Origin of the sequence: Micrococcus sp. KRD026 (assembly GCF_017168445.1) — a bacterium.
GTDB classification, from domain to species: Bacteria; Actinomycetota; Actinomycetes; order Actinomycetales; family Micrococcaceae; genus Micrococcus; species Micrococcus luteus.
Genome location: NZ_JABFBA010000002.1, coordinates 1 through 7,594, shown reverse-complemented (window position 1 = coordinate 7,594; position 7,594 = coordinate 1). Strand labels below are relative to the sequence as shown.

The window sequence follows — 7,594 nt, the reverse complement described above, 5'->3', positions numbered from 1 at the left end:
GGGCGGGAAGGACTCAGGACAGGCGCTCGATGACCATCGCCATGCCCTGGCCGCCGCCGACGCACATGGTCTCGAGGCCGATGTGCTTGTCGTGCTCGCGCAGCGAGTTCAGCAGGGTGGCGGTGATCCGGGCTCCGGTCATACCCCAGGGATGGCCCAGCGCGATTGCCCCGCCGTTGACGTTGAGCTTGTCCAGGGGGATCCCCAGGTCCTCGGCGGAGGGGAGCACCTGCGCCGCGAACGCCTCGTTGATCTCCACGAGGTCGACGTCGTCGATGCTCATCCCGGCCCGCGCCAGCGCCTGCCGGGACGCCTCCACGGGGCCCAGGCCCATGATCTCGGGAGAGAGGGCGGAGAGGCCCGTGGACACGATCCGGGCGAGCGGGGTCAGCCCCAGCTCGGCGGCGCGAGTGTCGCTCATGACGACGAGCGCCGCGGCGCCGTCGTTGAGGGGGCAGGCGTTGCCGGCGGTGACGGTGCCGTCGGGCCGGAAGACGGGGTTCAGCTGGGAAACGGCCTCGAGCGTGGTGCCCGCGCGCGGGCTGTCGTCCCGGGTGACCCGGATGCCGTCGGGCAGGACGAGCGGGGAGATCTCCCGGTCCCAGAAGCCGGAGGCCTGGGACTTCTCCGTGAGCTGCTGGGAGCGCACGGCGTACTCGTCCTGGGCCTGGCGGGAGACGCCACGCAGCTGCGCCACGTTCTCAGCCGTCTGGCCCATGGCGATGTAGACGTCCGGCAGCTCGCCCTCCTCGGCGGGGTCCGTCCACACGGGGGCGTCGCCCTCGGCCCGGCGGGCCGAGCGCTCCCACGCGGAGCGGAACGCCGGGTTGCGGGTGTCCTCGTCGGAGGCGCCGCGGTCCAGCCGGCTGGCCGACTCGACGCCGGCGGAGACGAACACGTCCCCCTCCCCGGCGCGGATGGCGTGGAACGCCATGCGGGTGGACTGCAGGCTGGATGAGCAGAAGCGGGTGATGGTGGTGCCGGGCACGGAGGGCAGGCCGGCCAAGACCGCGACCACGCGGCCGAGGTTGCCGCCCTGCTCCCCGCCGGGGGCGCCGCAGCCCAGGATGAGGTCCTCGACCTCGGCGCGGTCCAGCTCGGGGACCCGGTCCAGGGCGGCGGTGACCATCTGGGCGGCCATGTCGTCGGCGCGCAGGTCGCGGAGGGACCCCTTGCGGGCGCGGCCGATGGGGGAGCGGACGGCGGAGACGATGACGGCTTCAGGCATGGTGGTGCTCCTTCGGGAAGGGGGGCGGGGAGAGGGCGGGGAGGTCTCAGGCGAAGGCCGACACGCCGGTGATGGCGCGGCCGACGATCAGCGACTGCATGGAGTCGGTGCCCTCGTACGTGTAGACGACCTCCATGTCCGTCAGATGGCGGGCGACGTGGTTCTCCAGCAGCAGCCCGTTCCCTCCCAGGATGTCCCGGGCCATGGAGGTCACCCGGCGGGCCTGGCGCGCGGCCGACATCTTCGCGAGCGAGGCCATCGGGCCGGTCAGGCGACCCTGGTCCTGCAGCTCCAGGAGGCGGAAGCACGTGAGCTTGATGTTGGTGACGTCGGCCAGCATGGTGGCCAGCTGCCCCTGGACCAGCTGGTGGCCGGCGATCGGCTTGCCGAACTGGACGCGCTGCCCGGCGTAGGCGACGGCGGCCTCGTACGCGGCGACGGCGTGGCCGAGCGTCTCGACGGCCACGCCGCCGCGGGTCGTGCTCAGGACGCGGTTGACGTCCTTGAAGGAGGAGCAACCGGGGAGCCGGTCCGCCTCGGGGATGCGCAGGCCGGAGATCACGATGTCCGGCTGGAGGATCGCGCGCTTGCCGATCTTGCCGGTGATCACGGTCGGCTCGAAGCCGGCGGGGAACTCCGTGTCCGGCTCCCGCTCCAGCACGAACGCCTTCACCTGGCCGTCGGCCACGTCGCGGGCGTAGATGACGATGACGTGGGCGTAGGAGGCGTTGCCGATCCAGCGCTTCGCGCCGTCGAGCACCCAGGTGTCGCCCTCTCGGCGGGCGGTGGTCTCGAGGGCCACCGAGTCGGACCCGTGGTCGGGCTCGGTGAGCGCGAAGGCGCCGATCATCTCCATCCGGGCCATCCGGGGCAGCCAGCGCTCCTTCTGCTCGTCCGAGCCGAAAGCGTTGATCGAGCCCATCGCCAGCCCGGAGTGCACCCCGAAGAAGGTGTTGAAGGATCCGTCCCCGCGGGCCAGCTCCATCGACACCAGGGCTCCGGCCATGCGGCTCATGCCGGGGCAGCCGTACCCCTCGATGACGGTGCCCGCCACGTTCAGCTCCGCCAGCTTGGGCACGAGCTCGAACGGGAACTCGGCGCGCTCCCAGTAGTCGTTGATGACGGGCATGAGCTCGGCGTCGACGAACGCGCGGACGCGGTCGCGCACCTCGCGCTGCTCCTCCGTCAGCTCGTCGTCGAGGAGGTAGATGTCGTGGTCGGGCAGGACGCCCGAGCGGGTCTCGCTCATGTCGGCTCCTCTGGGGGGGCTCGGGTGGGATGGGTCCGGGTGCGGACGAGGTCTCCGCCCACCGTATGACCGGCGCCACAGTGGCACTATGGGCACGGAGCACAGAGTCGGTTGTGCAGCCAGGACACGAGTCCCGCCCGGCCGGACGCCGCCGGCGGGGGCGGCGAGGAGGACGGCATGGTGCAGGAGGCAGGGGTCCCCGAGGAGTCCGGGGACGCGGAGCGCCGTCTGCGGGAGGCCTGGTCGGCGCTGCTGGAGGACGCCGACCGGATCGCCGACGAGATCGCCGCCGCCACGCTGGGCGGCGACCAGGGCGGGGCGTGGTCCACGCCGGAGCTGCGGGCCAGGCTGCGTCGTAGCACGCGGGAGCACGTCCGTCGGGGCCTGCGGGGCCTGGCCGGCGTGCCCTCCGGGGAGGGCGCGGGAGGGCGCCTGGTCGACACGTGGCGGGCCACCGGCGTCGAGCGCGCCCGCCAGGGGGTGCCCCTGGAGACCGTGATCTCCACCTACACCTCGGGCAACCGGCTGCTCTGGGAGGAGCTGGGACGGCGGGTCCGCGAGGGCAGGCTCGACATCACGACCGAGGAGCTCCTCGAGGCGGGGCGCCGGCTGTGGGAGGACCTGAGCGTCACGGGCGAGGTCCTCAGCGCCGCCTACCGGCGGGAGACCGCGCGCCTCACCCTGCGCGACCTGCGCCGTCAGGAGGACTGCCTGGCCGGGCTGCTGGAGGGGAAGGGCGCGGACCCCGTCTACGCGGAGCAGGCCGAGGAGATCCTGGGCGTCCGGGCGACCGCCCCCCTCGCCTGCGTCGTCGCCCTCGCCGAGGACCCGGGGAGCGACGTGCTCCATCACCCCGAGGACCGCATGGGGCGACTCGGGGCGACGTCCCGCTGGGCTGTGCGCGAGGGGGCGCTCTACGGTGTCGTCGAGCCTCCCTCGACGGACGAGGAATGGCTCACGGAGGCGCTGGGCCCGCTGGTCGAGGGCCAGGTGGGAGTGGCCTGGGCCCGGCAGGGGATCCCCGAGACGGCGGCGGCGTTCCGGCTGGCGACGCGGGCGGCGCACACGCTCCCGCCGGGCGAGCGGCGGCTCGCCTGGGCCTCCCATCGGCTGCCGGAGGTGCTGCTGGAGTCCAGCCCGGAGGTCGCCGCGCTGCTGGTGGAGGAGGTGCTGGGACCGCTCCGGGCGCTGCCCGCGGACCAGCGCGCCACTCTGATGGAGACCCTGCGGGCGCTGCTGCGCCGCTCGGGCTCCGCGACCCTCGCCGCGGAGGACCTGATCTGCCACCGCAACACCGTCATCTACCGCACCAAGCGCCTGGTGGAGCTGACGGGGTGCAGCCTGCAGGACCCGCGGGGACGCCTGATGCTGGAGCTGGCCGTGCTCGCCGCAGACCGGGCCGGCGGGCCGGTCCGGAGGGCGCGGCCGATCAGTCCCTGACGGGGGCGCCCGAACCGGTGGTCTCGTCCGAGGAGGCGGGCCCGCGCTCGCCCGGCTCGAGGACCACGACCTCGTCGGCCGGCTCCGCGCGCCCCGTGGCGCCCTCGGCCGGGATGGCGGCGCCGACGTCGGCGATCACCGTGTCCAGCACCGCGCCCGAGGGCACCGTGCACTCGCCCAGCAGGATGCTCCCGCGCACCACGGCGCCGGCCTCGACCACCACGCTGGGGCCCACGACCGAGTCGGTCACCTCGCCCGCGATCCGGCAGCCGGGGCTGAGCAGGGAGCCGGTGACGGTCGCCTCGGGGGCGACCCAGGCCGGCGGAGCGGCGTGCGGATTGGTCAGCAGCGGCCAGCCTTCGGCAGCGACGTCCAGGCCGGTGCCGTCGAGGATCTCCCGGTGGGCGCGGACGTACGCGTCCAGGGTGCCGATGTCCCGCCAGTACCCGACGAGGCGGTGCTCCCGCACGCGCCCCCGCGCCACGAACGCCGGGATGATGCTCTCCCCGTAGTCGCCGAGGGAGGAGCCCACGGGGTCGCCGTCCTCATCGGTCTCGCCCTCGTCCTTGGTGGCCGCCTCGTCCTCGCCCGCCACGAGGTCGCCGACCACCTCGGAGAGCGCGGCGACGTCGAACACGAACACCTCGGTGGCCACGAGCGTGCCCGCCGGGTCCTCCGGCTTGTAGGCGTAGTCGGTCACGGCGCCGTCGTCGTCCACCTGGACGACGCCGAAGCGCGAGGGGTCCTCGTCCGTCTCGGTGGTGACCACGGTGAGCTCGGCGCCGGAGCGGGTGTGCTCGGCCAGCACGGGGCGCAGGTCCAGCTGGTACAGGTGATCGGCGGAGAGCACGACGACGGTCTCGGCGCCGAACTGCTCCAGCAGCGGCAGCTGCTGGGCGATCGCGTGGCCGTTGCCGCGGGCGAAGCCCTCCTCGGCGCGGCCCTGCGCGGGGGGCAGGAGCCGCAGGCCGTGGCGGGTGCCGTCGAGATCCCACGGCCGGCCGCCGGCCAGGTGCTGGTTGAGCGTGAAGGGGCGGTACTGCTCCACGACCCACACGTCCCGCAGGCGCGAGTGGGCCAGGTTGGACAGGACGACGTCGATCAGCCGGTACTGGCCCGCCAGCGGCACCATCGGCTTGGCGCGGGCCGCGGTGAGCGGCATGAGGCGGCCGCCGGTGCCGCCGGCCAGCACGAGCGCGACGACGGCGCCCTCCGGGTCCTTCGGGAACGGGTCGGCCATGACTTCTCCTCGGGTCGGGGGCGGGTTCAGCGTAGGGAACGGGGACGACACGCGGCCACCGTTGGGGCGCGTCCGGCTCAGCGCTGGCAGTGCGGGCACCACCACAGCCGCCGCGCATCGTCCTCGGGGGAGCCGTAGTCCTCCTGGCGGACGGGGCCGCGGCAGCGCAGGCACGGGGTGCGGTCGTGCCCGTAGACCCAGTACGACGGCGTCCCCCCGCCACGCGCGCCGGGCGTCCGGCCGGGTGCCGTGTCGGGTGACGGACCGGCCGGGACCAGCACCTCGACCCCGAAGGGTCGCGCCGGGTTCGGACGCACGCCCGTGGTCCGGCGCACGTTGGCGCGCAGCAGGTCCCGGGCGAGCAGCACGAGTCCGGCGACGTCCTCGACCTCGCCGATCGGCCGGTGCGGGTCGATACCGGCCAGCAGGAGGGTCTCGCAGCGGTAGATGTTGCCGATCCCGGAGACGAGCCGCTGGTCGAGCAGGGCCAGGCCGACCGGCCGCTCGGGCCGGGCCGTGAGCCGCCGCACGCCCTCGGCGAGCAGCGCGGCGCCGTCGTCGGGCGTGTCCCAGGCCGGGTCCAGCAGGTCGGGGCCGAGGTGGCCGAGGACGGCGGCCTCGTCGGCGGTGGGCACGAGGGTGAGCAGGCCCAGCTGGGCGCCGAGCACGCGGTGCTCCGCCGTCTCCAGCACCGCCCGCACCTGCCAGGCGGGGGCGCCCCACCGGGCGTCGATGGCCGAGACGAGCCAGCGGCCCTCCATCTTCAGGTGCGAGATCAGGGTGAGCGGACGGGCCCCGGGGCGGGCCGTGGGCGGGGTCAGCCGCATCAGCAGGTACTTGGCGCGCGGCAGGACCTCGGCCACCGTCCAGCCGGTCAGGTCCGCGGTGGCGTGGCGGGGCACGCGCAGATCCGCGTGCGTCAGGACCCGGCCCTCGAGCACGGGGCGGAGCCGGTGCGCGACGCGGACGAGGGAGTCGCCTTCAGGCACGGGCCGTCACCGGCTCAGGCCGCGTTGAGCTGCCAGGTCACGCCGAAGCGGTCCCCGACCCATGCGAAGCGGCGGGAGAAGCCGTCGTCGTCGGGCGGCATGCAGTCACGGCCGCCGCCGGCGAGGAGCGCGTCGTGGATGGCGTCCACCGCGGTGGCGTCCGGCAGCTCGACGAACAGGCTGATGGCCGGGGTGAACGTGAACCCGTGCGGGGTGAAGGAGTCGAAGAAGCGCAGCCGCTGGCCGGCGATCTCGAGCTCGCCGTGCAGGACCTTGCCCGCCCAAGCGGCGCCGCGCGGGGAGGATTCGTCGAAGAGGTCGCGGCGGACCTCGGTGACCGGCAGGTGCTCCACGAACGCGGTGAGGTAGGCGTCCATGGCCGCACCGGCGTCACCCTCGAACAGGAGGAACGGGGTGACGGAAGGGTCCGAGGGGTGCGGCAGGGAGTCCTCCAGGGCCTCGGGGGCGGGGGACGTGCCCGTGGTGCCCACGTCCTCGGGCGGGGCGGCGTCGATGCTCATGGGCCGAACCTACCCCCGGGCCCCGCCTCCGCGACAGGGCCACCCCGGGCAACGCGGGTTGAGTTGTCGCGGGTGTCCGACGGCGGGACCCGTGACAACTCAACCCGCGTTGCGGACGGGCGGACGGGCGTGGGTTCTCAGTTCCGGAACCGAATGCCCGATGGGCTCGAGTAGAACCCCGCGGCCAGCAGCGCCTCGGCCAGCGGCGTGCCGAGCACCGGCCCGCCGTTGACCTTCTCCAGGCTCAGCCGCTCGGTGCGGCCGGTGCGCAGCGCCCACACGAGCGCCTCCGCCGCGGCCCGCAGCTCGCCCGGATCCTCCGTGAACGCGAGCAGCGTGCGCCCGCCGCGCTCCATGTAGAGCGCCAGCCGCCCCGCGATCAGCACGACGACGGCGCCCGCCTTCCGGCCCGGGCGATGGCCCGTGGGCACGACGCCGTCCGGCCCGGCCGGCACGGACGGCCAGTCCAGCGCGGCGCCGTAGGGATTCGCCGGATCCGTCGCGGCCAGGGCGAGCGCGAGCGGGGCGGTGTCGACGGCGGCGTCCTCCTCGTCCCGCTGGAACCCGCGCAGCCGGTCCACGACGGCGCCGGTGGAGAACTGCGCGCCGCCCAGCCCGTCGACGAAGTGGCCGCGGCGCACCTGGCCCGCGTCCTCCATCCGGGTGAGCAGCCGGTACTGCCCCGCGAAGCCGCCGGGGACCTCCTCGGCCACCACGGAGCCGCGCGTGATCACGCCGTACCGGTCCAGCAGCAGCTCGGCGGTGGCGTGGGCGCGGATCGTGGGGTCCTGCTCGGCGGCGGGCAGCAGGGACCAGCGGCCGGCCGAGCGGGCCTGTTCGGCGGCCGAGAGCCCGACGGTCCCCGCCGTGAGGCCGGCCGAGCCCCGGGCGCCGCCCTCGGGCGAGGTGAGCCCCGCGTACCGGCCC

General features: G+C 74.7%; 6 protein-coding genes and 1 pseudogene. 1 reads left to right on the top strand and 6 read right to left on the bottom strand.

Features of this window, described 5'->3' with window-relative positions:
* Positions 1–13 precede the first annotated feature (13 nt).
* A complete protein-coding gene (locus J1M40_RS00565; protein ID WP_020625412.1) occupies positions 14–1,228 on the bottom strand; it encodes an acetyl-CoA C-acetyltransferase in 1,215 nt (404 codons plus the stop codon).
* A gap of 46 nt (positions 1,229–1,274) precedes the next feature.
* Positions 1,275–2,477, bottom strand: coding sequence for an acyl-CoA dehydrogenase family protein (locus J1M40_RS00560; RefSeq protein WP_036316076.1), 1,203 nt, complete (start codon positions 2,475–2,477; stop codon positions 1,275–1,277).
* A 177-nt stretch (positions 2,478–2,654) separates the two neighbouring features.
* On the opposite strand from J1M40_RS00560, the gene J1M40_RS00555 reads away from it, so the two are divergent.
* Positions 2,655–3,917 carry a CdaR family transcriptional regulator gene (locus J1M40_RS00555; protein WP_020627988.1) on the top strand — a complete coding sequence of 421 codons (1,263 nt, stop codon included), beginning with the start codon at positions 2,655–2,657 and terminating at the stop codon, positions 3,915–3,917.
* On the opposite strand, the gene J1M40_RS00550 is transcribed toward J1M40_RS00555, so the two are convergent.
* From J1M40_RS00550 to J1M40_RS00535, 4 genes and pseudogenes are all read right to left on the bottom strand, one after another.
* Positions 3,907–5,157: a glucose-1-phosphate adenylyltransferase family protein gene (locus J1M40_RS00550; RefSeq protein ID WP_044659051.1), complete on the bottom strand. Its 1,251-nt coding sequence runs from the start codon at positions 5,155–5,157 to the stop codon at positions 3,907–3,909. The two genes, J1M40_RS00555 and J1M40_RS00550, sit on opposite strands and share 11 nt — an antisense overlap.
* A 77-nt stretch (positions 5,158–5,234) precedes the next feature.
* Positions 5,235–6,146, bottom strand: a complete 912-nt coding sequence (locus J1M40_RS12920) for a DNA-formamidopyrimidine glycosylase family protein (RefSeq protein WP_206450334.1) — start codon at positions 6,144–6,146, stop codon at positions 5,235–5,237.
* Between the two features lie 14 nt (positions 6,147–6,160).
* A complete protein-coding gene (locus J1M40_RS00540; RefSeq protein WP_206450332.1) occupies positions 6,161–6,667 on the bottom strand; it encodes a VOC family protein in 507 nt (168 codons plus the stop codon).
* Positions 6,668–6,804: 137 nt separating this feature from the next.
* A pseudogene (locus J1M40_RS00535) lies at positions 6,805–7,594 on the bottom strand (ATP-dependent helicase); the annotation flags it as partial.

Bases quoted from the DNA above. Each gene is read 5' to 3' on its own strand.
- J1M40_RS00565 (WP_020625412.1), bottom strand. From the start codon at position 1,228: ATGCCTGAAGCCGTCATCGTCTCCGCCGTCCGCTCCCCCATCGGCCGC.
- J1M40_RS00560 (WP_036316076.1), bottom strand. From the start codon at position 2,477: ATGAGCGAGACCCGCTCGGGCGTCCTGCCCGACCACGACATCTACCTC.
- J1M40_RS00555 (WP_020627988.1), top strand. From the start codon at position 2,655: ATGGTGCAGGAGGCAGGGGTCCCCGAGGAGTCCGGGGACGCGGAGCGC.
- J1M40_RS00550 (WP_044659051.1), bottom strand. From the start codon at position 5,157: ATGGCCGACCCGTTCCCGAAGGACCCGGAGGGCGCCGTCGTCGCGCTC.
- J1M40_RS00540 (WP_206450332.1), bottom strand. From the start codon at position 6,667: ATGAGCATCGACGCCGCCCCGCCCGAGGACGTGGGCACCACGGGCACG.